The 20,928-nt window shown below is 62.9% G+C and carries 18 protein-coding genes; 7 read left to right on the plus strand and 11 right to left on the minus strand.

The genetic code is table 11. From position 1 onward, the window contains the following. Nucleotides 1–105: 105 nt before the first annotated feature. The 3 genes from uvrA to ACT6VE_RS23580 are packed head-to-tail and all read left to right on the plus strand — an operon-like array spanning nt 106 to nt 4,504. Complete coding sequence (gene uvrA / locus ACT6VE_RS23570) at nt 106–3,024, plus strand: excinuclease ABC subunit UvrA (protein WP_444800801.1); 2,919 nt, start codon at nt 106–108, stop codon at nt 3,022–3,024. A gap of 6 nt (nt 3,025–3,030) precedes the next feature. Further along, nucleotides 3,031–3,654, plus strand: a complete 624-nt coding sequence (locus ACT6VE_RS23575) for a glutathione S-transferase family protein (protein WP_444800802.1) — start codon at nt 3,031–3,033, stop codon at nt 3,652–3,654. Between the two features lie 37 nt (nt 3,655–3,691). After that, the gene (locus ACT6VE_RS23580; RefSeq protein ID WP_444800803.1) at nt 3,692–4,504 is read left to right on the plus strand and encodes a DUF72 domain-containing protein; all 813 of its coding nucleotides are present in this window, start codon (nt 3,692–3,694) and stop codon (nt 4,502–4,504) included. Here the strand turns inward: ACT6VE_RS23580 and ACT6VE_RS23585 are convergent, their stop codons facing one another. Beyond that, on the minus strand, nt 4,505–5,404 hold the full coding sequence (locus ACT6VE_RS23585) for an EamA family transporter (RefSeq protein WP_444800804.1): 900 nt from the start codon (nt 5,402–5,404) through the stop codon (nt 4,505–4,507). It abuts the gene before it with no gap. A gap of 187 nt (nt 5,405–5,591) precedes the next feature. Continuing rightward, a complete protein-coding gene (locus ACT6VE_RS23590) occupies nt 5,592–7,079 on the minus strand; it encodes an NAD(P)H-hydrate dehydratase (RefSeq protein ID WP_444800825.1) in 1,488 nt (495 codons plus the stop codon). Nucleotides 7,080–7,446: 367 nt separating this feature from the next. Between ACT6VE_RS23590 and ACT6VE_RS23595 the strand changes: the two genes are divergently transcribed. After that, nucleotides 7,447–7,785, plus strand: a complete 339-nt coding sequence (locus ACT6VE_RS23595) for a P-II family nitrogen regulator (RefSeq protein WP_003515720.1) — start codon at nt 7,447–7,449, stop codon at nt 7,783–7,785. A gap of 59 nt (nt 7,786–7,844) precedes the next feature. Next, nucleotides 7,845–9,254: a type I glutamate--ammonia ligase gene (glnA, locus tag ACT6VE_RS23600; protein ID WP_069058849.1), complete on the plus strand. Its 1,410-nt coding sequence runs from the start codon at nt 7,845–7,847 to the stop codon at nt 9,252–9,254. An 85-nt stretch (nt 9,255–9,339) separates the two neighbouring features. Here glnA and ACT6VE_RS23605 read toward each other — a convergent pair whose 3' ends face one another. Further along, complete coding sequence (locus ACT6VE_RS23605) at nt 9,340–10,377, minus strand: TAXI family TRAP transporter solute-binding subunit (RefSeq protein WP_444800805.1); 1,038 nt, start codon at nt 10,375–10,377, stop codon at nt 9,340–9,342. 42 nt (nt 10,378–10,419) lie between these two features. Next, nucleotides 10,420–11,448 (minus strand): hypothetical protein, encoded by a 1,029-nt coding sequence (locus ACT6VE_RS23610; protein ID WP_444800806.1) that lies wholly within the window; start codon nt 11,446–11,448, stop codon nt 10,420–10,422. A gap of 155 nt (nt 11,449–11,603) precedes the next feature. On the opposite strand from ACT6VE_RS23610, the gene hspQ reads away from it, so the two are divergent. Continuing rightward, nucleotides 11,604–11,936 (plus strand): heat shock protein HspQ, encoded by a 333-nt coding sequence (hspQ, locus tag ACT6VE_RS23615; protein ID WP_444800807.1) that lies wholly within the window; start codon nt 11,604–11,606, stop codon nt 11,934–11,936. A 111-nt stretch (nt 11,937–12,047) separates the two neighbouring features. Here the strand turns inward: hspQ and ACT6VE_RS23620 are convergent, their stop codons facing one another. The 6 genes from ACT6VE_RS23620 to pcsA form a co-directional block, all read right to left on the minus strand. Continuing rightward, complete coding sequence (locus ACT6VE_RS23620) at nt 12,048–13,118, minus strand: BMP family ABC transporter substrate-binding protein (protein ID WP_444800808.1); 1,071 nt, start codon at nt 13,116–13,118, stop codon at nt 12,048–12,050. A gap of 44 nt (nt 13,119–13,162) precedes the next feature. After that, nucleotides 13,163–14,083, minus strand: coding sequence for an ABC transporter permease (locus ACT6VE_RS23625; RefSeq protein ID WP_069058844.1), 921 nt, complete (start codon nt 14,081–14,083; stop codon nt 13,163–13,165). Continuing rightward, complete coding sequence (locus ACT6VE_RS23630; RefSeq protein ID WP_444800809.1) at nt 14,083–15,174, minus strand: ABC transporter permease; 1,092 nt, start codon at nt 15,172–15,174, stop codon at nt 14,083–14,085. Before ACT6VE_RS23630 ends, ACT6VE_RS23625 begins: the two co-directional genes overlap by 1 nt. Then, entirely contained in the window at nt 15,164–16,702 is a 1,539-nt protein-coding gene (locus ACT6VE_RS23635; protein ID WP_444800810.1) for an ABC transporter ATP-binding protein, read from the minus strand. Before ACT6VE_RS23635 ends, ACT6VE_RS23630 begins: the two co-directional genes overlap by 11 nt. 89 nt (nt 16,703–16,791) lie before the next feature. After that, nucleotides 16,792–17,763: a quinone oxidoreductase family protein gene (locus tag ACT6VE_RS23640; RefSeq protein WP_444800811.1), complete on the minus strand. Its 972-nt coding sequence runs from the start codon at nt 17,761–17,763 to the stop codon at nt 16,792–16,794. Between the two features lie 21 nt (nt 17,764–17,784). Continuing rightward, complete coding sequence (gene pcsA / locus ACT6VE_RS23645) at nt 17,785–18,507, minus strand: phosphatidylcholine synthase (RefSeq protein WP_444800812.1); 723 nt, start codon at nt 18,505–18,507, stop codon at nt 17,785–17,787. A 248-nt stretch (nt 18,508–18,755) separates the two neighbouring features. Here pcsA and ACT6VE_RS23650 point away from each other — a divergent pair, with 248 nt between their 5' ends. After that, on the plus strand, nt 18,756–19,964 hold the full coding sequence (locus ACT6VE_RS23650) for a UbiH/UbiF family hydroxylase (RefSeq protein ID WP_444800813.1): 1,209 nt from the start codon (nt 18,756–18,758) through the stop codon (nt 19,962–19,964). On the opposite strand, the gene ACT6VE_RS23655 is transcribed toward ACT6VE_RS23650, so the two are convergent. Next, on the minus strand, nt 19,932–20,894 hold the full coding sequence (locus ACT6VE_RS23655; RefSeq protein WP_444800814.1) for an AEC family transporter: 963 nt from the start codon (nt 20,892–20,894) through the stop codon (nt 19,932–19,934). The genes ACT6VE_RS23650 and ACT6VE_RS23655 overlap by 33 nt on opposite strands. Nucleotides 20,895–20,928 lie beyond the last annotated feature (34 nt).

Consider the following 20,928-nt stretch of genomic DNA (forward strand, 5'->3'; position numbering starts at 1 on the left):
AAACGGGCACGGATTCCTTCGACCGCGCATGGACACCGCCCAACCAGTTCCTACATAGGGGCAACCCCTAAATCGAATGCGCAAGAACTTCTGACGCTGGATATCATGAGCGAACTCAAGACAATTTCCATTCGCGGCGCCCGCGAACACAATCTCAAGGGCATCGATCTCGACCTGCCCCGCAACAAGCTGATCGTCATGACCGGGCTGTCAGGCTCCGGCAAATCGTCGCTTGCCTTCGACACGATCTATGCCGAGGGTCAGCGCCGCTATGTCGAGAGCCTCTCGGCCTATGCGCGCCAGTTCCTCGAAATGATGCAGAAACCGGATGTCGACCAGATCGACGGCTTGTCGCCGGCCATCTCCATCGAGCAGAAGACGACCTCGAAGAACCCGCGCTCGACCGTCGGCACGGTCACCGAAATCTACGACTACATGCGCCTGCTTTTTGCGCGCGTCGGCGTCCCCTATTCGCCGGCGACGGGCCTGCCGATCGAGAGCCAGACGGTCAGCCAGATGGTCGATCGCGTCATTGATTTCGGCGAAGGCACACGCCTCTACATCCTCGCGCCCATCGTGCGCGGCCGCAAGGGCGAGTACAAAAAAGAACTCGCCGAGCTGATGAAGAAGGGTTTTCAGCGCGTCAAGGTCGACGGTCAGTTCTACGAGATCGCCGATGTGCCGGCGCTCGACAAGAAATACAAACACGACATCGACGTGGTGGTCGACCGCGTCGTCGTGCGCTCGGATCTCGCCTCGCGCCTGGCGGACAGCCTTGAAACGTGCCTCAAGCTCGCCGAGGGCCTGGCCATCGCGGAGTTCGCCGACAAGCCACTCCCGGTCGAGGAAACCTCCGCCGGCGGCTCGGCCAACAAGTCGCTGAACGAGACGCACGAGCGCGTGCTGTTTTCCGAAAAATTCGCCTGCCCGGTCTCCGGCTTCACCATCTCGGAAATCGAGCCGCGGTTGTTCTCGTTCAACAACCCGTTTGGCGCCTGCCCGACCTGCGATGGTCTTGGCAGCCAGCAGAAGATCGACCCGGACCTCATCGTGCCGGAAACCGAACGCACATTGCGCGACGGCGCCATCGCGCCCTGGGCAAAGTCCTCCTCGCCCTACTACAACCAGACTCTGGAGGCGCTCGGCGCCGCCTACGGCTTCAAGCTTTCCAACCGCTGGTCGGAACTGTCGGAAGCGGCGCAGGGCGCCATCCTGAACGGCACGAAGGAAAAGATCGAGTTCAACTACAAGGACGGCGCACGCTCCTACAAGACGGTAAAAACCTTCGAAGGCATCGTGCCGAACCTCGAGCGCCGCTGGAAAGAGACGGATTCCGCATGGTCGCGCGAAGAGATCGAGCGCTACATGTCCGCCGCGCCCTGCCCGGCCTGCAACGGCTTTCGCCTGAAACCCGAAGCTCTGGCGGTGAAGATCAACAAGCTGCATATCGGCGAAGTGACGGCCATGTCGATCCGCGTCGCACGCGACTGGTTCGACGTTCTGCCGGAGAGCCTCAATAGCAAGCAGAACGAGATCGCCGTCCGCATCCTCAAGGAAATCCGCGAGCGCCTGCGCTTCCTGAACGATGTCGGCCTCGAATATCTCTCGCTGTCGCGCAATTCCGGCACGTTGTCGGGCGGCGAAAGCCAGCGCATCCGTCTTGCCTCGCAGATCGGCTCGGGCCTCACTGGCGTGCTCTATGTGCTCGACGAGCCCTCCATCGGCCTGCACCAGCGCGACAATGCCCGCCTTCTCGACACGCTGCGGCACCTGCGCGACATCGGCAATACGGTGATCGTCGTCGAGCATGATGAGGACGCCATCCTGACGGCGGACTATGTCGTCGACATCGGCCCCGCCGCCGGCATTCATGGTGGCGAAGTGATCGCGCAGGGCTCACCGGCGCAGGTCATTGCGAATCCGGCCTCGCTCACCGGCAAGTATCTGTCCGGCGAGCTTGCCGTCGCCGTGCCAGCGGAACGTCGCAAGCCGAAAAAGAAAAAGGAAATCAAGGTCGTCGGCGCGAAGGCCAACAACCTGAAGAACGTCACGGCGGCCATCCCGCTCGGCGTCTTTACGGCCGTCACCGGGGTTTCCGGCGGCGGCAAGTCGACCTTCCTGATCGAGACGCTCTACAAGTCGGCGGCGCGGCGCATCATGGGCGCGCGCGAAATTCCCGCCGAGCACGAGCGCATCGACGGTTTCGAATATATCGACAAGGTCATCGACATCGACCAGTCGCCGATCGGCCGCACGCCGCGTTCCAACCCCGCCACCTATACCGGCGCCTTCACACCGATGCGCGACTGGTTTTCCGGCCTGCCGGAGGCGAAGGCGCGCGGCTACCAGCCGGGCCGCTTCTCCTTCAACGTCAAGGGCGGGCGCTGCGAAGCCTGCCAGGGCGACGGCGTCATCAAGATCGAGATGCACTTCCTGCCCGACGTCTACGTCACCTGCGACGTCTGCCACGGCAAGCGCTACAACCGCGAGACGCTCGACGTCACCTTCAAGGGCAAGTCGATCGCCGACGTGCTGGACATGACGGTGGAGGAAGGCGTCGAGTTCTTCGCCGCCGTGCCTGCGGTGCGCGACAAGCTGGTGACGCTGAACCAGGTCGGCCTCGGCTATATCAAGGTCGGCCAGCAGGCGAACACGCTGTCCGGCGGCGAGGCGCAGCGCGTCAAGCTTGCCAAGGAGCTTTCCAAGCGCTCGACCGGCCGCACGCTCTATATCCTCGACGAGCCGACAACCGGCCTGCACTTCCATGACGTGGCAAAGCTGCTGGAAGTGCTGCACGAACTTGTCAACCAGGGCAATTCCGTCGTGGTCATCGAGCACAATCTCGAGGTCATCAAGACGGCCGACTGGGTCATCGACTTCGGGCCCGAAGGCGGCGATGGCGGTGGCGAGGTGATCGCGGAGGGCACGCCGGAGGATATCGTGAAGGTGGAGCGCTCCTATACCGGCCATTTCCTGAAGGAACTGCTGGAGCGCCGCCCGATGAAACGGGTAGCGGCGGAGTAGGTTTTGATGATCCTGATCGGCCAGTACGACTCGTCCTATGTGCGCCGTGTGGGCATTGCGCTCAGGCTTTATGGCCTGCCGTTCGAGCACCGGCCCTGGTCGGTGTTCAGCGACGGTGAGAAGGTGCAGGCGCTCAATCCGCTGATGCGGGTGCCGACGCTGGTGCTGGATGACGGTGACGTCGTGGCCGACAGCAATTCGATCCTCGACTACGTGGACGGTCTTGTTCCTGCGGAAACACGTCTGCTGCCGCAGGCCGAACCGGAACGGCGGCAGGCGCTGAAGGTCATGACCTTTGCCACCGGCTTCGCCGACAAGGGCGTCAGCCTGTTCTACGAATTGCATCTGCATCAATCGCCATCGGACTATTTCGTCGAACGCTGCCGTTCGCAGATCGGCACGGTGCTGACCGCGCTCGATGCGGAGCGTGCCGTGCGGCCCGGACAGTTCTGGTTCGGCCGGATCACCCATGCGGACATCGCGGTTGCCTGCGCCTGGCGGCATGTCAGCGAGGCCCATCCGGGCCTTATCGATCCAGCGGCCTATCCGGCGCTCGCCGCGCACTGCACCGGCATGGAGGCCCTGCCGGTGTTTCAGGAGATTTCGCAACCTTTCATCGCGCCGGCGTGAACCGCGCCGCCATCCTGTCTGTCGAGGAGAACAAGACATGAGCACATCCGGCACCATTCGCACCGGCATCGGCGGCTGGACCTTCGATCCCTGGGAAGGCACCTTCTATCCGGAAAAGCTGACGAAGAAGCGGCAGCTCGAGTTCGCCAGCCGCGAGCTGACGGCAATCGAGGTCAACGGCACCTATTACGGCTCGCAGAAGCCGGAGACCTTCGCCAAATGGGCCTCCGAAGTGCCGGACGGTTTTATCTTCTCGCTGAAGGCCAGCCGTTTCACGACCAACCGAAAGGTTCTGGCCGATGGCGGTGAGTCGGTCGAAAAATTCCTGACGCAGGGTTTGACCGAACTCGGCGATCACCTCGGCCCGATCCTCTGGCAGTTCCCGCCGACCAAGAAGTTCGAGCCGGAGGATTTCGAGGGCTTTCTGAAACTCCTGCCGGAAAAGCTGGATGGCCTGACGCTGAAACATGCGCTGGAAGTGCGCAACGACACGTTCCTCGTGCCGGAATTCGCGGCCCTTGCCCGCAAGCACAACGCCGCGATCGTCTACGCGCAGCATGAGGACTATCCCGAGATAGCCGACGTAACCGCGGATTTCGTCTATGCGCGCTTGCAGAAGGGATCCGACGACATCGAGACCTGCTATCCGCCAAAGGCGCTGGACGAATGGGCGGCACGGCTGAAGGACTGGGCGGGCGGTGGCGAACCATCCGACCTGCCGAAGATCGATCCGGAGACCAAACCGGCCCAGAAAGCGCGCGACGTTTTTGCGTTCTTCATCACCTCCGGCAAGGTGAATGCGCCGAACGGTGCGCGCGAGTTGCAGAAGCGCACCCAGCCGCGGGCCTGACTATCCGGCCTTGTGCGGCGACGGCGACGCGCGCAAGCGGTCGAGCAGGCGCGGGCCGAGCACCGTCAGGATGAGGCCGCAGACGACGAGGACCGCGCCGGCGAGACGTTGAGGCCCAAAACTCTCGCCGAGCGCCAGGGCCGAAAAGCTCATGCCGAACACCGGCACGAGCAGGGAAAACGGGGCAACCGTTGCAACGCCGTGTTTGCGGATCATCAGACCCCACACGCCGAAGCCGAAGATCGTGGCGATGTAGGCGATATAGGCCACTGCGCCGACGCCCTGCCAGGTGAGCGCCTGGAGGGCGGCGATGTCCCTGTCCAGCCCTTCCGTTGCCAGCGAGATGATCGCCAGCGGGATCGGCGGCACGAGGCTCACCCAGACCATCAACGCCAGCATGTCGACATTGCCGGCCTTGCGCGTCAGCATATTGGAAAAGGCCCAGGCTAGGCCTGCGGCAATCACCAGGGCAAGACCGAGATAGGTAAAGCTTCCGTCCACCGTCGTGGCGATCACGGCCATGCCGGCAAAGGCGATGAGGATGCCGGTGATCTGCGCCGGGCGTGGGCGGGTGCCGTAGAACACGGCTGCGAGCGCGACGGTGAAGAAGGCCTGCGACTGCAGGAGAAGCGAGGCAAGGCCGGCCGACACGCCGACATCCATGCCGATGAACAGCAGGCTGAATTTCACCACGCCCAGCACAAGGCCGATGCCGAGGATGATCCGCCAGGAGACCGCCGGGCGTGGCAGGAGGAACACCAGCGGCACGGCGGCGAAGAGGAAACGCAGCGCGGAAAACAGGATCGGCGGGAAATTTTCGATGCCGACCTTGATGACGACGAAATTGAAGCCCCAGACGATGGCGACGAGCACGAGCAGCGCGATATCGATCAGGGTCATGGAACATGGTCTTCCGCTTTGGAGCTGTGGGGCAAGAGCGTTTCGGATTACAGCTCGCGCCTCTACTGAATTTGCTTAACGGGGAATATCCGTCGCTCAAAGTCATTAGATTTGATCGAAGCTATTCAGAGCGTTGATACGCGCGCCTGCGGCGTGCAGGCCACTTCACTTGACGTCAATGCAATGCCTAGATTTGGCTTAGGCCACCCAGGGCGTTGACGAGATCCTCCGCCGTCAGCCCTTCGCCTGCTGTTCGCCCTGCCTCACCATGACGCCAGACAGCGCTGGCGGCGGCTTCGAAGGCGGGCATGCCCTGGGTCAGGTGGGCGCCGACGATGCCGGCGAGCACGTCTCCGGAGCCGGCCGTCGCCAGCCAGGGTGGCGCGTTGTCGTTGACGAGGGCGCGGCCGTCCGGTGCGGCGATCACCGTATCAGCACCCTTTAGGATGATGGCAGCATTGCTGCGGGCGGCGGCCCTTTGCGCACGCTCGATCTTCGAAAGGCTTTTGTCGGCGGCAAGATCGGGGAAAAGTCGGGCGAATTCGCCGTCATGCGGCGTCAAGACCAGCCGTGTGCCGGAGGCGGCGAAGAGCTGGAAGAGCGAAACGGGATCGTCGCGGAACGCGGTGATGCCATCGGCGTCGAGAACGAGCTGGCGACCGCTTTCGGCGAGACGGCGGACATAGTGCTTTGCCTTCTCGATGTCTCCGAAGCCTGGGCCAAGCACGAAGGTTTTCAGCCGCTCGTCAGCCAACAAGGCCGCAAGGTCATCCTCGCTATCAAGGGGCCTCAGCATGACGCTCGTCACCTGGGCCGCATTGGTGGAAAGCGCGTCGCTTGGCGACAGCAGCGTAACGAGGCCGGCGCCGGCGCGCAGGCCGGCCATGGCGGAAAGTCGTGCAGCCCCCGTGGCCGTCGCCCCGCCGGAGAAGACGGCGAGATGGCCGCGCACATACTTGTGGGTTGCTCCCGTCTCGGTTGGAAAGGCTACCCGCCAGAGGGCGGGCGTGTTCACCCGGCTGTGGCCGGCATGCCGGGCGAGGACGCGGCCGGGAATGCCGATATCGAAGACCTCCACCTCGCCGGCCAGCGTCCGGCCGGGCAGCAGCACATGGCCGGGCTTGCGGCACATGAACGTGACGGTCGCCACCGCCTCGAAGGCCTGCCCTCGCACCTGCCCGGTGCGGCCGTCGATGCCGGAGGGCAGGTCCACGGCGAGGACGGGCAGCACGTTTTTGCGCACGGCCTCGATGGTGCGGATGACCGCGTCGGGCAGATCGCGCGACAGGCCCGCGCCGAACAGCGCATCGATGACGACATCGCCAGTAAGGGGTGCGTAATCGGCAAGGGGAAGGACCGCAGCGCTGAAACGGGCAAAAGCTTCCGCCGCATCGCCTTTCAGCGCCGCCGGATCGCCGAAAGCGTAGACGGCGATGGCGGCTCCGGCTTCCTGCAAGGCGCGCGCAGCGACATAGCCATCGCCGCCATTGTTGCCCGGCCCGCACAGCACGGCAAAGCGCAAGGCGCCCGGGAAGCGGCGAAGGGCGGCGGCGGCAACCGCCTGCCCTGCCCGCTCCATCAGGCCATAGCTCGAAAGGCCCGACGCGGCGGCGTCGCGGTCGATGCGGCCCATGTCGTCGGGCGTGAGGATCAGCGTATCGATTTCTCTGTGCATGCCCCACCATGCCCGCAAAGCCATGGGGCAGACAAGTGCAATGCCGGCGGCGAAGAAGTTCGCCTTCTTTTTATGCATTTGCATAATCGGCATGCTCTGGTTTGCAGCTTTTGGCGCCACCCTTTCGTACGGTAATCTGGGGGAGCGGCCACCGGGCATAGAAAGTGACAATTTTTAGGCAGATTCCGCTGGCCCTTTTTTCAGGAAAGCCCCATCATCCCCGGCGTGAGGACGAACGTTGTGGTGAAAGAGACGGGTTTTCCCTAATCTGGAACATATAGCGACTAGACTTGGCATGTTATGTGCATTTGAAGTGAGCAGCGGGCGAAATCCTGCGCAAACGGGAGAAGCGGAGAGACATTTTCTCATGAAAAAGATCGAAGCGATCATCAAGCCCTTCAAGCTCGATGAGGTGAAGGAGGCTCTTCAGGAAGTTGGCCTGCAGGGTATCACGGTCACCGAGGCGAAGGGATTTGGACGCCAGAAGGGGCACACGGAGCTTTACCGTGGTGCCGAATACGTTGTCGACTTTCTGCCCAAGGTGAAGGTCGAGGTCGTGCTGGCGGACGAGAATGCGGAGGCCGTCATCGAGGCGATCCGCAACGCGGCCCAGACCGGCCGCATCGGCGATGGCAAGATCTTTGTCTCCAACGTCGAAGAAGTCATCCGCATCCGCACCGGTGAAACCGGCGTCGACGCCATCTAATCCGCCCGGCCGTTCGGCCGAGGCTTCCACCTCGTCATCTCACACAGGGACTGCAAAACATGACGACTGCCAATGATATCCTCAAGCAAATCAAGGAAGATGATGTAAAGTTCGTCGATCTGCGCTTCACCGACCCGCGCGGCAAGATGCACCACGTCACGATGGACGTCGGCATCGTCGATGAAGACATGTTCGCGGATGGCGTCATGTTCGACGGTTCCTCGATCGGCGGCTGGAAGGCGATCAACGAGTCCGACATGGTGCTGATGCCCGATCCGGCGACGGTCCACGTCGATCCGTTCTTCGCGCAGTCGACGCTCGTCATCATGTGCGACATTCTCGACCCGGTCTCGGGCGAATCCTACAACCGCGACCCGCGCGGCACCGCCAAGAAGGCCGAAGCCTACCTCAAGGCATCCGGCATCGGCGACACGGTCTATGCCGGCCCGGAGCCGGAGTTCTTCGTCTTCGACGACGTGAAGTACAAGGCCGACCCGTACAACACGGGCTTCAAGCTCGATTCGTCCGAACTGCCGTCCAACGACGACACCGACTACGAGACCGGCAACCTCGGCCATCGTCCGCGCGTCAAGGGTGGCTACTTCCCGGTTCCGCCGGTCGACTCGTGCCAGGACATGCGCTCGGAAATGCTGACCGTGCTGACCGAGATGGGCGTCACCGTCGAAAAGCAGCACCACGAAGTGGCGGCTGCCCAGCACGAACTCGGCGTCAAGTTCGACACGCTCGTGCGCAGCGCCGACAAGGTGCAGATCTACAAGTACGTCGTGCACCAGGTTGCCAATGCCTATGGCAAGACGGCAACCTTCATGCCGAAGCCGATCTTCGGTGACAACGGCTCGGGCATGCACGTCCACCTGTCGATCTGGAAGGACTCGAAGCCGACCTTCGCCGGCGACGAATATGCCGGCCTGTCGGAAAGCTGCCTCTACTTCATCGGCGGCATCATCAAGCACGCCAAGTCGATCAACGCCTTCACCAACCCGACGACGAACTCCTACAAGCGTCTCGTCCCGGGTTATGAAGCACCGGTTCTGCTGGCCTATTCGGCCCGCAACCGCTCGGCATCGTGCCGCATTCCGTTCGGCACGGGCCCGAAGTCCAAGCGCGTCGAAATCCGCTTCCCTGACCCGCTCGGCAACCCCTATCTCGGCTTTGCATCCATGCTGATGGCTGGCCTCGACGGCATCAAGAACAAGATCCATCCCGGCAAAGCCATGGACAAGGATCTCTACGACCTGCCGCCGAAGGAACTCAAGAAGATCCCGACCGTCTGCGGCTCGTTGCGCGAAGCCCTCGAAAGCCTCGACAAGGATCGCAAGTTCCTGACCGCCGGCGGCGTGTTCGACGACGACCAGATCGATTCCTACATCGAGCTGAAGATGGTGGAAGTCATGCGTTACGAAATGACCCCGCACCCGGTCGAGTTCGACATGTACTACTCCGCCTGATCGGCGCTCCCGTCTTCGGACGGGAAAACCTTCAGACGAAAAACCCGGCCAGTGGCCGGGTTTTTTGTTGTCGTTTTTCAGGATGTTATTGCTGGAGCCGCTGCTTCAGGAGGTTCAGGTATTCCTCGTTGGAATCATCCGCAGCGCCGTCGGTGGCGTTGCCGGCGGCCGGCTTGCAGGCGGGCTTGTAGTCCATCGCCATGCCGGCCTTCACGCAGACCCCGACCTGCCAGCCCGGCGGCAGTGCCGTCAGGTCCACGGTCTTCCACTTCGGGTGGCCGGTTGCCCTGAGTTTGTCGAGGCCGGTGAGGATGAGGCTGGAGAAGTCTGAGACGGTCTTGCAACTGTCGCGGTGATAGGCGTTGCGCTTGACGTCGTAGTCATAGGTCATCATCACGGCCTTGACGGCGATGAGATCGACCGGCTGATCCTGGAAGGAATAGGTGCCGGCCTCGATGCGCGAGGGCGTGTAGGTCGCCAGCAGCGGCGCCTCGGTGATCGGCACGAGGTGGAACTTCGTCTTGTCGATCGTGTCGCCGGAAAACAGTGCGGCAGGGGCGCCCGCGACGTAGAAGAAGGCGTCGATCTCGCCAGACAGCAGTTTCGGCAGTGCCTCGTCCGGGTTGATGTCCATGCGCGCGCCGGCCTTCACCTGGAGGATGTCCATGATGAGCGTCGCGGTCAGAAACGTGCCCGAATCCTTCTTGCCGACGGCGATCTTCTTGCCGGCAAGGTCCTTCATGCTGTTGATGTCCTTGCGCGCCAGGACGTGGATTTCCTCGTTGTAGAGCGGGAACATGATGCGCACGCCCTTCACGGCCTTCTGCACCTCCGGATCGTTGGCCTCGAAGGTCTTCAGGTATTCCAGCACGTCGCTCTGCACGATGCCGAACTGCGTGTTGCGCCGGTTGCGCACGCCGACGAAATTCTCCAGCGAGCCTGCGCTTTCGACGACGTTGAGTTTCAGCCCGCATTCGGCGCCAAGGGCGGCAAGGTCGCGGCCGATCTTGATATAGGTGCCCTGCGGACCGCCGGTCATGATGTTGCGGTCGAATTCCTGCGCCAGAACCCCGCTCGCGGACAGCGCAAGGCCAAGCGCGGCCGAAAGAACAGATCGCTTCATCAAAATCTCCTTCCCAGAGGCGGCGGTTGCACCGCCAAAAAACTAGCAGTCGCTGTCGAGGTCGCGCATCAGGTTGCGCAGCGCCAGAACCGGAACGCGCTGCAATGCACTGTTGAGCGCCTTGGTCACGCATTCCCCGGAGACCAGTATGCGTTCGAGTTGCTCGCGTTGTGTGCCGCTCAGGCGGTCGAGGCCGGGCGTGTTGTCGATCGCCAGCGCAACCAGCACCGCGCTGCGCGGGTCGCGCCCCTGCGCTGGCTTTTGATTGTCGATCACCGGCTTGTTGCCGCCGCCTTCCGGTTCGCCCCGCACCGTGGCCGCACGCGCAGCACTCTCAAGCGCGCTGATGCGCGCCGTCAGCGATGCGTTGCGCGTCTTGAGTTCGGCAATCTCCTTGTCCTTGCGGGCAATCTCGTCGCGGAGCGCCGGCAGATCCGTCGTGCGGATCGTGTCCTGGGCGCGCTGCGCCTCCTCGAGTTCGCGCCGCAAGGCATCCTCTGCCGCCTGGCGGTCCTTCTCGGCGCTTTGCGAGCTGGTCTGCTGATTGCGGGCAGCGGTCAGGGCTTTTTCCAGCCGGGCGATTTCGTCCGCCCGAAGGGAGAGCTGCCGGTCGCGATCGCGAACCGCTTCCTCGGCCCGTTTCTTCAGCGCCTCGGCATCGGCCACGAGTTGCTTTGCCAGTTCCAGTTCGTTCTTGAGTTCCGGCACGACCGTCTCGGTCAGCCGGGCGTTTTCGGCCAGCGCCGCGGCGGCATCGGAGGGGCCGGCATTCTTGCGCAGGGCTTCGAGCTGGCGTTTCAGAGCGCCGTTTTCCTCGCTTGCGGCTTGCGCCTTCTGGGTGTTTTCCTCGACCTGCGCCACGCGGGCATCGAGCTCCTTGGCGAGATCGGCAATGCGCTGGTCGCGCGCTTCGATTTCGTTGGTAGGAACGGCGCCGTCCATCATGCGGAACGCGCCATAGCCGCCCGCCGCCCCCAGCGCCAGGCTGACCACGGAGGCAAACAGGATGCCGCCAATGCCGCCGCCGCTTGCCGGTCGTCCGCTACCGCTCCTGCCCCATTGATCGTTCATGCCATCCAACCCGCCTGAGACGTTGTTCTTCGAGGTACGCCGAAACGCCTGGGCGCGCAAGCGCCGCAAACCTCTGCAAGAAGAACGTATCAAGCAGCGGAACTATTGATGTTTTTGCGCAATTACCCAAATATGCAGGGAAAGGTAGGTACGCCATGAAGATGCGTGACGCAAAATTTGCAATCGGCGACGTGGTCCGCCACAAGGTTTTTCCCTTCCGTGGCGTGATCTTCGATGTCGATCCGGAATTCTCCAACACGGAAGAGTGGTGGAACGCCATTCCGGCCGAAATCCGCCCCTCGAAGGATCAGCCCTTCTACCATCTCTTCGCGGAAAACGACGAGTCGGAATATGTCGCCTATGTCTCCGAGCAGAATCTCGTTGCCGACGACAGCGACAAGCCGATCCGCCATCCGCAAGTTCGCGCCCTGATGGATGGCGAAGAAGGGCATTACCGCTGGAAGGAACAGAGTGGAATTTTCCACTAGCTGCCCGCTCGGCGTCTTTTCCCAGCAGTAATATTGGCAAGACTTTTCCTGCCGCAAACAAAAGGCGCCCCAGATGATGGGGCGCCTTTCTTATGATCCGTGCGTTGCCGCTTACTTCGGCAGCTGATCGTCCACGCCGGCGATGTAAAAATTCATGCCGAGCAGCGTGCCGTCGTCGGATACGGCGCCGGCAGCCAGCCAGTCCGAACCGTCCTGCTTCTTGATCGGGCCGGTGAAGGGGTGCAACTCGCCCGAGCGGATCTTGGCTTCCGCCTCTTCCGCCAGCTTCTTCACGTCATCCGGCATGTTGGTGTAGGGCGCCATGGTGAGAATGCCGTCCTTCAGGCCGTCCCAGACCGGTTCCGGCTTCCAGGTGCCGTCGAGAACGGCCTTGGTGCGCTTGATGTAGTAGGCGCCCCAGGTGTCGACGATGGCCGTCAGCTGCGTCTCCGGGCCGGCCTTGATCATGTCCGACGCCTGGCCGAAGGCCTTGATGCCGCGCTCGGCCGCGACCTGCATCGGTGCGGTGGTATCGGTGTGCTGCGTCAGGATGTCGACGCCCTGGTCGATTAACGCCTTGGCCGCGTCGGCTTCCTTGCCGGGGTCGAACCAGGTGTTGGCCCAGATGACCTTGACCTTGAAGTCCGGGTTGATCGACTGGGCGCCGTGAACGAAGGAGTTGATGCCCATCACGACTTCCGGGATCGGGAACGAGGCGATGTAGCCGGCAACGCCCTTTTGGGACATCTTCGCGGCAATCACGCCCTGGATGTAGCGGCCTTCATAGAAGCGCGCATTGTAGGTGCCGACATTGGCGGCCGACTTGAAGCCCGTCGCATGCTCGAACTTCACGTCCGGGAACTTTTCCGCGACCTTGATCGTGGCATCCATGAAGCCGAACGAGGTGGTGAAGACCAGCGCGCAGCCGGAGCGGGCCATGCGCTCGATCGCGCGCTCGGCATCCGGGCCTTCCGGAACGTTTTCGAGGAACGGCGTTTCGATCTTGTCGCCGAACTCCGCCTGGAGCGCCTGGCGGCCGATATCGTGCGCCTGGGTCCAGCCGCCATCGGTCTTGGAGCCGACATAGATAAAGCAGATCTTGGTTTTATCCTGGGCGCTGGCTGCGGCGGCAAAGCCGAGAACGGCGGCCGACGTGGTGAGAGCGAGAATGATTTTCTTCATTTTATCCTCTGTAGGTTAGGAGTGGTTGATTCTTCTTGTTCTTCTCACCGATCGGGCACAAACGGCTTGCCGAGCGAGGCAGGCGTGTTGATCAGCGTCATGCGCCGATTGTGTGATATCAGGATGAGTACGATAATAGTGGCGAGGTAGGGAAGAGCGGACAGGAACTGCGACGGGATGCCGATACCGAGCGCCTGAGCGTGCAACTGGCTGATCGAAACCGCGCCGAAGAGATAGCCGCCCGCCAGCAGCCGCCAGGGCCGCCACGAGGCGAAAACGACGAGCGCCAGCGCGATCCAGCCGCGCCCGGCCGACATGTTTTCCACCCATTGCGGCGTATAGACGAGCGACAGCTGCGCACCGGCAAGACCGGCACAGGCGCCGCCGAACATCACGGCGAGATAGCGCGTGCGGATGACATGGATGCCGAGCGCATGGGCCGAACCATGGCTGTCGCCGATGGCGCGCAGCTTCAGGCCGGCGCGGCTCTTGAACAGGAACCAGTTCACGCCGAAAACCAGCGCGATCGACAGGTAGAAGATCAGATCCTGCTTGAACAGCAGCGGTCCCAGGAACGGGATATCGGACAGCAGCGGGATCACGATCGGCTGCAGCTTGATGCCCGACATGCCGACATAGGGTTCGCCGATCTGGCCGGATACGCCCAGACCAAGAATGGTGAGCGCCAGACCCGTCGCCACTTGGTTGGCGACGAGCGTCAGCGTCAGGAAGCCGAACAGCAGCGAGAACAACGCGCCGCAGGCAATGCCGGCAAGGATGCCGATATAGGGCGAGCCCGTCGCCTGCGTTGCGGCGAAGGCGAGCACCGCCCCCATCACCATCATGCCCTCGACGCCGAGATTGAGCACGCCCGACCGTTCGGCAACGAGCTCGCCGAGCGAGGCCAGCACCAGCGGCGTCGCCGCGGTGATGACCGTGAGCAGGATCGCTTCGATGATACCCATCAGTGCGCTCCTTCGCTGGATTGGCGGAACCGCGAGAAGACCAGCCGGATCTTGTACTGGATCAGCGTGTCGCAGGAGAGCACGAAGAACAGCAGCAGGCCCTGGAAGACACGCGTGACCTTGTCGGAAACGCTCAGCGTCAACTGAACCGCCTCACCACCCACATAGGTCAACGCCAGGAACAGGCCGGCCGCAACGATGCCGAGCGGATTGAGGCGGCCAAGAAAAGCGACGATGATCGCGGTGAAGCCATAGCCGGGCGAGATGATCGGCTGCAGCTTGCCGATTGTGCCGCTGACCTCCGAAATGCCAGCAAGGCCAGCGAAAGCGCCGGAGAGCAGCATCGAGAACCAGATCATGCGCTTGGAGGAGAAGCCGGCAAAACGCCCTGCCCGCTCCGATTGGCCGAGCACGGTGATCTCGAAACCCTTCAGCGTGTAGCGCATCATGATCCACAGCCCGATGGCGGCGATGACGGCAAAGGCGAAGCCGAGATTGGCGCGGCCCGACGCGATCATTTCCGGCAGGATCGCTTCCGGCGCGAAATCCCGCGTTACCGGGAAATTATAGGCATCCGGGCTGCGCCAGGGGCCGCGCACCAGCCAGTCGAGGAAGAGCTGGGCGATATAGACCAGCATCAGGCTCGTCAGGATCTCGTTGGTGTTCATATGCGCCTTGAGGAAGGCGGGAATGCCAGCATAGAGCGCGCCGCCGATCATGCCGAAGATCAGCATCAGGGGCAGGACGAGCGACGAATGCCACTCATGGAAGACCACCGGCACGATGGCGCCCGCGATGGCGCCGGCAATGAATTGCCCCTCGGCGCCGATGTTCCAGTTGTTCGAGCGGTAGCAGATCGACAGGCCGGCGCCGATCAGGATCAGCGGCGCCGCCTTGATGGCGATCTCGTGCAGCGACCAGACGTCGAGCAGCGGTTCGATGAAGAAGCTGTAGAGCGCGGATGTCGGGCTCTTGCCGAGAAGCGCGAACATGATGCCGCCGGCAACGATGGTCAGCGCCAGCGCGATGAACGGCGACAGGATGGAGAACAGCGTCGAGGGGTTGGCGCGTTTTTCAAGTTCAATGCGCATGGGCCACCTCGCCTTCCGTCTTGCCGTACATGCCACCCATGAGCAGGCCGATCTTTTCGCGTGTCAGTTCATGAGCCGGGTAAGCATCGGAAAGCCGCCCCTCGTTGACGACGGCGATTTCGGTGGCGACTTCAAAGATTTCGTCGAGATCCTGGCTGATCACCAGCACCGCCGAACCGGATTTGGCGAGATCGACCAGCGCCTGCCGTATACGGCTTGCAGCACCGGCATCCACCCCCCAGGTCGGCTGGTTGACGATCAGCACCGCCGGTTGACGGTCGAGTTCGCGCCCGACGATGTATTTTTGCAGGTTGCCGCCTGACAGCGAGCCGGCCGCCGGGTTCTCGCCGCTCTTGCGCACGTCCATCGTTTCGGAAATGCGCTTCGAGGCGATGCGCACGACGGCCTGGCGGATGATGCCGAGCAGGCCGCCGGCCAGAAAGGTCTTCCGGTCCGACTGGCTGCGCGCCAGAACGAGGTTGTCGGAGAGCGGCAGCGCCGGCACCGCCGCATGGCCATGGCGCTCCTCCGGCACAAAGCCCGCGCCCATCAGGCGCCGCGCCGTGATGCCGAGATTGCCGGCAGCCTTGCCGCGAATGAAGACGGAGGACGCGTCCGCCGCCGGATACTCGCCGGAAAGCGTATCGAAAAGCTCGCCCTGGCCGTTGCCGGCGACGCCGGCGATGGCCAGAACCTCGCCGCCCCGCACCTTGAGACAGACGTTCTTCAGCGTAACGGCAAAGGGCGTGCGCGCCGGCACGCTGAGATGCCGGGCTTCGAGCAGAACCTCGCCCTTGGTATTGGTGCCGGCCGCCGTCACCGAGGCGACGTCGCTGCCGACCATCATGCGGGCCAGCGAGGCGGGGGTTTCCTGGCGCGGATCACAGGCGCCGGTCACCTTACCGTGGCGCAGCACCGTCGCGCGGTCGCAGATGCGCTGCACCTCTTCCAGTCTGTGGCTGATATAGAGCACCGAGCGCCCCTCGGCCTTCAGCTTGGCAAGCGTCTCGAACAGCCGGTCGGCCTCCTGCGGCGTCAGCACGGAGGTCGGCTCGTCGAGGATGATCAGTTCCGGGTTCTGCAACAGCGCCCGCACGATCTCGATGCGCTGGCGCTCGCCGACCGAGAGATCGGCGACATGGGCCTTCGGATCGAGCGGCAGGCCGTAGAGATGCGACAGGCGCGAGGCTTCTTCCGCCACCTTGGACAGCGAAATGCCGGGGCTGAGCGACAGCGCGATATTCTCCGCGACCGTCAGCGCCTCGAACAGCGAAAAGTGCTGGAAAACCATGCCGATGCCGAGGCGGCGCGCAGCACCGGGGCTTGGTATGCGGACGGGTTCGCCCTTCCACAGGATATCGCCGCTGGTCGGCGCCAGGACGCCAAAAAGCATTTTGACGAGGGTGGATTTGCCCGCACCGTTTTCGCCCAGCAGGGCGTGGACTTCTCCGGGCTGAATCTCTAGGTCGATGCCGTTACATGCGGCAAACGACCCGAATAGTTTTGTCAGGCTGCGGACAGCCAGCAATGAACTGCCCCTGCCCCCGGACGCTCCAACGGCTGACACTCTGCCCCTCTTTCTTACAATCTCAGCCCTTGCCGCCCGTTCGGGTCGTGTCAGGGAATGAGCAATGTCGTTCCACTCGTTTTTCTTGCTTCCAGATCCGTGTGCGCTCGGCCGGCTTCGGCCAACGGATAAGTCTGATGAATATTGATACGCACTTTGTTGCTTTGCACAATATCAAAGAGCGAGTTTGCACAAGCATCGAGTGCGGCGCGTGTCGCAATGTAAGCGAAGAGCGTCGGCCGCGTCGCGTAGAGCGAACCCTTCTGCGCAAGCAGGCCCATATTGAACGCATCGACCGGGCCGGAGGAGTTGCCGAAACTCACGAACAGGCCGCGGGGCTTCAGGCAATCCAGCGATTTCGGGAACGTATCCTTGCCGACGGAATCATAGACGACATCGACGCCCGCACCGTCCGTCAACTCACGCACCCGCGCAGAAAAATCTTCCGTGCCGTAGTTGATGACATGGTCGTAGCCGTGCGCCAGCGCCAGATCGATCTTGGCCTGCGAACCGGCCGTCCCGATCACCGTTGCGCCGAGCGCCTTGGCCCACTGCCCGGCAATGAGGCCGACGCCACCTGCCGCCGCATGGAACAGCAGCACGGTGCCCGGCTTCACCTGATAGGTCTGCAGCAGCAGGTATTGCGCCGTCATGCCCTTCAGCATCATCGCCGCCGCCGTTTCGAGCGAAATGCCGTCCGGCACCTTCACCAGATGTTTCGTCCCGACGTTTCGCTCGGCCGCATAGGCGCCATCCGCCGAGGCATAGGCCACGCGGTCGCCGATGGCAAAATCCGTGACACCCTCGCCAAGTGCTGTGATCGTGCCCGCACCTTCCTTGCCCGGAATGAACGGCGTCTCCGCCTTGTAAAGGCCGGTGCGGAAATAGACGTCAATGAAATTGAGCCCGACCGCGGCCTGCTTGATCTGCACTTCGCCCGGCCCTGGAGCGTCGAGCGCAACGTCCTCGAGCTTCAGCACGTCGGGGCCGCCGAGACTGCGGATAACGATCGCTTTGGTCATGCTCTTCTCCCGATTGTTTTGTTACCGGCCGAGGCTCGGAATCGCCTGCAGCACGGCGCCGATGACATAGAGGTAGAGGCCCGTGCCCACGACACCCCAGACGACCCAGGCCGGCGTGTCGAAATGCAGGAGAAGCGCATAGCCGCTGAGCAGCGACCACAGGAAGAAGACGGCGAGATTGATGGCCCGCAGCCGCTGGACCCGCACGGGGTGCAGGAAATTGATCGGCATGAAGGTGAGGAAGACGGAAACGAAGACGATGATCGATGCCGTCAGTTCGCTCGCCTGGATGACGAAAAGCGTGAACACCACCATGTTCCAGACGACCGGGAAGCCGGAGAAGAAATATTCATCCGTCTTCATGCCCATGTCGGCATAGTAGATCGCACTCGACACGACGATGGCACCCGCCGCCACGAAGGACCAGGGCTCGCCGATCATGCCGCTCTGGTAGAGCGCGAAGGCCGGCAGCAACACGTAGGTCACGTAGTCGATCACATTGTCCAGTGTATCGCCGGACCAGTTCGGCAGCACTTCCTTGACGCGCACCTTGCGGGCGATCGGCCCGTCGATACCGTCGACGAGCAGCGCCAGGCCAAGCCACCAGAACATATCGACGAAACGATGCTCGGCGGCTGCGACCACGCCCAGAAAGGCAAGGAACGAACCGGATGCCGTCAGGATATGGACGGAAAAGGCGCGAATTTCCGCGTAGGGCACGCGCTTGTAGTTGAAAAACTTCATTGCCGTTCGCAGTCCATCCCTTGGGGCATTTCTTCGGCCGCACTAGGCCGAGCACGCCCTCTTGCGCGGTCACTGCCGGTAATATGCATTGATTGCCCGTCATCGCCAGTGAAAAACCGGCGCTTTTCGGGCGACTTTCTGCCCTGCGCCGATTCACCCCATGGAAATTGCCTCTTTGCCGGCCTACCTTTGCCGAAGTACAAGCACCCAAATCTGTGGGTAACACTTTGATATTTCGGAGATCGGTCATGAGACAGTTCGATATCGCGATTGTCGGCGCCGGCCTGGCCGGCAGCCTGGCAGCTCTGGCGCTTTCCGATTCGGGCCGCAGCATCGCGCTGATCGCCCCGCCCACGCGCACCACGGACGGCCGGACGACAGCGCTCATGGATCAGTCCATCGCGTTCCTGAAGACACTTGGCTTGTGGGACGACATCGCGCGCCATGCCGCCGCGCTGGAAACCATGCAGATCCTCGACGGCACGTCGCGCCTGCTGCGCGCGCCGCCGGTCGCTTTCCGCGCCAGCGAGGTCGACCTGCCCGCGTTCGGCTACAACATCCCGAATGCGCCATTCCTCGACATTCTCGATGCGCGCATCGCCGCCGACAGCAACATCGTGCGCCTGGAGGAGGGCGTCACCGCCGCCAACAGCTTCGAAAGCGGCGTCGAGCTGGCGCTCGACAGCGGCGGACGCGTGACCGCCGCCCTCGTCGTCGGCGCGGATGGCAGGAAATCGCGCATCCGCGACGGCGCCGGGATCAGCGTGCGCGCCTGGTCCTATCCGCAATCCGCCCTCGTGCTCAATTTTGCGCATGAGCGCCCGCATGGCAATGTCTCGACGGAGTTCCACACGGAAAGCGGCCCCTTCACGCAGGTTCCCCTGCCCGGCAGCCGCTCCAGCCTCGTCTGGGTGCTGCCACCGAAAGAGGCGAACCGCCTGCGCGAGCTCTCCGTCGCCGATCTCAGCCGCGCCGTCGAAGAGCGTATGCAATCCATGCTCGGCAAGGTCACGGTGGAAGGCAGCGCCCAGAGTTTTCCGCTTTCCGGCATGACCGCCAATCACTTTGGCAAGGGCCGTTTTGTGCTGGTCGGCGAGGCTGCGCACGCGTTCCCGCCGATCGGCGCCCAGGGCCTCAATCTCAGCCTGCGTGATATCATGGCGCTGAAAGATCTTATCCGGATTGATGAGCCGGCAAACTATGGTGGCGTGGGTGATCGATTTGACCGCAAGCGGCAGGCCGATATCCGCTCCCGCACGGTCAGTGTCGAGCTGCTGAACCGGTCGCTGCTTTCCGATTTCCTGCCCGTGCAGTTCCTGCGCTCCGCCGGCCTGCATCTGCTCTCAGCGCTTGGACCGTTGCGCAGCATCGTCATGCGCGAGGGCATCGAACCGCTCGGCTCGCTGAAGGCCTTTCGCGAAAACCTACGGGAACGGGTCGCCCGCAAGCAGGCCTGACTTGATGAGATAGAGCAGGATCGTCACCGTGGCGACGGACAGCACGGTGGTGATAAGAATGGTCGCCGACGCCCGTTCCTGCCAAACACCATATTGCTGGCCGATGACAAAGACGTTCGTCGCCGTCGGCAACGCTGCCAGAAGCACGGCTGTGAACACCCAGACAGGATCGAAATTGCCGGCAAAGCCGAGCACCAGATACATTGTCACCGGCAGCAGCAGCAATTTCGCCGGCACGATATAGCCGATCTCCACCGGCACCCTCTTCAACGGGCGTAGCGCCAGCGTAACGCCCATGGCAAAGAGCGCGCAGGGCGCTGCGGCCTGCGCCAGGTAGTCGATCAGCCGCTGCAACGGTGCCGGCGCCTCGAACCCGGTAAAGGCCGCGACGAACCCGGCCGCCGTCGCGATGATGAACGGGTGCGTGACGATCTTGCGCAGCACCCCGCCGGCGATCTGGAGCGCAGGCTGTTTCTCCCCGCCGGCAACCGCCATCAGCGCTGGTGCTACCATGAAATGCAGCATGTTCTCGAAGCAGAAAACCAGCGCCACCGGCACGGCCGCCGGTTCGCCAAAGGCGAGCAGCGCCAGCCCCGGCCCCATGTAACCGATATTGCCATAAGCAGCGGCGAGCCCCTGGATCGTCGCCTCACCGATCGTCGCGCGGCGCAGCCAGAGGCCGACAGCGAAGATTAGTCCGAAAACGAAATAGGTCGCGCTGATATTGGCGACGATGAAATCGACGCGCGTCAGCTGCTCGATCGGCGTTTTCGCGACCAGCTTGAAGAACAGCGCCGGCAGCGCGATGTAGATGATGAAGGTGTTGAGCCAGCCAAGCGCTTCGACCGGCTGCTTGGTGATTCGGGCGACCACATAGCCCAGAAGAATCATGCCGAAGAACGGCAGGACGAGTCCGACAATGTCCCCCATGGGCCGAGACGCCCTCCCGCTTGCCGAGGATGAT

This window comes from Shinella sp. (genome assembly GCF_052438155.1).
Classification (GTDB): Bacteria; Pseudomonadota; Alphaproteobacteria; order Rhizobiales; family Rhizobiaceae; genus Shinella.

Coding starts and splice junctions, on each gene's coding strand:
- uvrA (WP_444800801.1), top strand. CDS start 106: ATGAGCGAACTCAAGACAATTTCCATTCGCGGCGCCCGCGAACACAAT.
- ACT6VE_RS23575 (WP_444800802.1), top strand. CDS start 3,031: ATGATCCTGATCGGCCAGTACGACTCGTCCTATGTGCGCCGTGTGGGC.
- ACT6VE_RS23580 (WP_444800803.1), top strand. CDS start 3,692: ATGAGCACATCCGGCACCATTCGCACCGGCATCGGCGGCTGGACCTTC.
- ACT6VE_RS23585 (WP_444800804.1), bottom strand. CDS start 5,404: ATGACCCTGATCGATATCGCGCTGCTCGTGCTCGTCGCCATCGTCTGG.
- ACT6VE_RS23590 (WP_444800825.1), bottom strand. CDS start 7,079: ATGCACAGAGAAATCGATACGCTGATCCTCACGCCCGACGACATGGGC.
- ACT6VE_RS23595 (WP_003515720.1), top strand. CDS start 7,447: ATGAAAAAGATCGAAGCGATCATCAAGCCCTTCAAGCTCGATGAGGTG.
- glnA (WP_069058849.1), top strand. CDS start 7,845: ATGACGACTGCCAATGATATCCTCAAGCAAATCAAGGAAGATGATGTA.
- ACT6VE_RS23605 (WP_444800805.1), bottom strand. CDS start 10,377: ATGAAGCGATCTGTTCTTTCGGCCGCGCTTGGCCTTGCGCTGTCCGCG.
- ACT6VE_RS23610 (WP_444800806.1), bottom strand. CDS start 11,448: ATGAACGATCAATGGGGCAGGAGCGGTAGCGGACGACCGGCAAGCGGC.
- hspQ (WP_444800807.1), top strand. CDS start 11,604: ATGAAGATGCGTGACGCAAAATTTGCAATCGGCGACGTGGTCCGCCAC.
- ACT6VE_RS23620 (WP_444800808.1), bottom strand. CDS start 13,118: ATGAAGAAAATCATTCTCGCTCTCACCACGTCGGCCGCCGTTCTCGGC.
- ACT6VE_RS23625 (WP_069058844.1), bottom strand. CDS start 14,083: ATGGGTATCATCGAAGCGATCCTGCTCACGGTCATCACCGCGGCGACG.
- ACT6VE_RS23630 (WP_444800809.1), bottom strand. CDS start 15,174: ATGCGCATTGAACTTGAAAAACGCGCCAACCCCTCGACGCTGTTCTCC.
- ACT6VE_RS23640 (WP_444800811.1), bottom strand. CDS start 17,763: ATGACCAAAGCGATCGTTATCCGCAGTCTCGGCGGCCCCGACGTGCTG.
- pcsA (WP_444800812.1), bottom strand. CDS start 18,507: ATGAAGTTTTTCAACTACAAGCGCGTGCCCTACGCGGAAATTCGCGCC.
- ACT6VE_RS23650 (WP_444800813.1), top strand. CDS start 18,756: ATGAGACAGTTCGATATCGCGATTGTCGGCGCCGGCCTGGCCGGCAGC.
- ACT6VE_RS23655 (WP_444800814.1), bottom strand. CDS start 20,894: ATGGGGGACATTGTCGGACTCGTCCTGCCGTTCTTCGGCATGATTCTT.